This is a genomic window from Pseudomonas sp. HMWF021, from assembly GCF_003061005.1.
GTDB lineage: Bacteria > Pseudomonadota > Gammaproteobacteria > Pseudomonadales > Pseudomonadaceae > Aquipseudomonas.
Genome location: NZ_QAIK01000089.1, coordinates 4,445 through 6,561 on the forward strand (window position 1 = coordinate 4,445; position 2,117 = coordinate 6,561).

1 protein-coding gene and 2 pseudogenes are annotated in these 2,117 nt (G+C 57.7%); all 3 read right to left on the reverse strand.

Going from position 1 to position 2,117, the window contains the following annotated elements:
• Positions 1-103 (reverse strand): annotated as a pseudogene (locus tag DBR18_RS29120) (GDP-mannose pyrophosphatase); the annotation flags it as partial.
• Between the two features lie 153 nt (positions 104-256).
• Positions 257-1,258 (reverse strand): annotated as a pseudogene (locus DBR18_RS12010) (chitinase); the annotation flags it as partial.
• A 39-nt stretch (positions 1,259-1,297) separates the two neighbouring features.
• The gene (locus tag DBR18_RS12015; RefSeq protein ID WP_108590475.1) at positions 1,298-1,933 is read right to left on the reverse strand and encodes a lytic polysaccharide monooxygenase auxiliary activity family 9 protein; all 636 of its coding nucleotides are present in this window, start codon (positions 1,931-1,933) and stop codon (positions 1,298-1,300) included.
• Positions 1,934-2,117 lie beyond the last annotated feature (184 nt).

The window sequence follows — 2,117 nt, forward strand, 5'->3', positions numbered from 1 at the left end:
CGTTGTTGCGCCGGTAGTCGAAAGTGATTTTCTGCAACAGATACCAGTCGTGGGACAACACCTGGGTGTCGACAATGTTGACCCGCTCGGCAGTCTTGCTCATGACGCCTGATCCTTTTGTCATCGGAAGGCGCCCATGGTCGAATAAACACGCCCACAAAAAAAGCCCGGCAGCGCTACCGGGCTTCTTTATTTGCGTTTAACGGGCGAGGCGCGACAACGCGTCATCCGTTTCCTGCGCCGCTGTGCGGGCGCCATGAATCAGCGGTCCATAACGCCGACTGAACTCCCAGTTGTACGGTACGCGGTCCTTGCTGACACCGTTGTCCCAGTTCACCGACCAGGTCATCAGGCCCTTGATCGGCAGCCCTTTGATCGCCAGACGCTTGAGCGCATTGCCCACCGCCGTGCTGTCGATCACATAGCCGGTGGCTGCTGCATCAACGTTGGCCGGCAGGCCGATGACGAACTTGTCCGCCGGGATTCTGGTGAAGCCCCGGGTGCCGGTCACCAGACTTTCGGTCAGGTAGTAGAGGAAATCCTCTTTCAGCGCGTCGTTGTTCTGCGCGATCCACGCACCATTGCCGTTGTTGGCCTCCGGCACCCAGACCCCGTCGCCGCCCTGGTTGTAGAACTGCGGGGCGATGAAGTCGTAGTAGCCTTCCAGTGCCTGCAAGTAACCAACGTATTTGCCGTTGGTGGTCAGGTAGGGAAACTCCGGGGCCATGCTGATGATGAAGTGCTTGCCTTGGCCTGCGTAGTGATCCTTGACCAGTTTCAGTGCCGCCGGCAACACGGTCTTGTTGGCAGCGAAATCAATCGCGCTCTGTTCAAGATCGATGTCCAGCCCGTCGAAGCCATAGGTTTCCACCAGCCGGATGATTTCATTGGCCAGCGGCTGTTCCTGTCCGGCACGCAACTCGATGTGCGCATCGGCGCCGCCCAGGGAGATCAGTACCGCCCGTCCCTGACTGTTGAGCACGCCGACCTGACGCCGGAACTCGGCATCGGAAACGTTATACGGTTTGAAGGTCGGAATCCCGCTGCCCTTCATGAACGCCACCGCGACCACGTTGTACTCTTTTGGCACCGCCTCCAGAGCGATTTCGGCGAAGCGGCCCTGACGGTAACCGTCACTCGGGCCGGCCGGCCAGTTGTGCCAGAAGCCCATGAGAATCTTCTTGCCGGCGATGCTCGGCATCAGAGAGGCAGCATCGGCGGCCTGACTGTGCATTAACGAAAAGTCGATATTTGACATGTTCTAATCCTTCAGAACGTGTGGTTAACGGTTGCCGACTTATTTGAAGTCGACGTCGAACGCCTGGTAGAAAGCGTTGCCGGTGTTGGCGACGATCCACATCAGCACGATGACGTGACGGCCCTTTTTGTTGGCCGGCAGCTTCACCGAATGATTGACCTTGGCCTTCAGTTCACCCGGATAGCTGTAATACGGCACCTGAGTGTAGAAGTCTTCGGCAAAAGGCTGCGCTTCGAGCTGTGCACGGGAAATGCGTTGCTTCGGATCCCAGCCATCCTTGGTGATCATCCAGCGATAGCCACGGGTGGTGTGCGGCGCGGTGTATTCCCACTTCACCTCCAGCGTCTGGCCCGGGTTAACACTGAGCAGTGGCCAGTTGAACGGACGGTTGAGCTTTTTGCTCATTTCCTCGTCGGTGAAGTTCACACAGTCACGGGCATCGGTCTTGCCACCGCTGAGAATGTAGCCATCGGCAGGCGGCGTAACGCTGTCACTGTCGCTGCCATACGGCGCAGGGAAAGGCCCGGCGGTCAGCGCCGGAAAGTTCTTGCCCCCTTCCATTTCGTTGACCTGCCAGGCACCGAGCAATCCTTGCTCGATGGCTACCGCACCGCGGCTGGCTGGGGAGGTGACGCGACCGTGTCGCAGTTGAGTTTGTGCTTGTGGTTGATTCATGTTTTTCACTCCATTGATTTAAGAACTCTCCTTTCCGAGGAGAGGCCTTCAAGCTAACGGAGGTGGTTTTTTTGTCCATCGGCGGTTTTGTCGCAGGCGATCGGCGCCCCAAGCGGAAAACGCCGAAAATACTGTATGCATATACAGTTTATTGCGACAACGCCCACCTGACACATAGCTAAAG

What these genes read in the sequence shown, in the direction of transcription:
- DBR18_RS12015 (WP_108590475.1), bottom strand. Translation starts at nt 1,933, where the DNA reads ATGAATCAACCACAAGCACAAACTCAACTGCGACACGGTCGCGTCACC.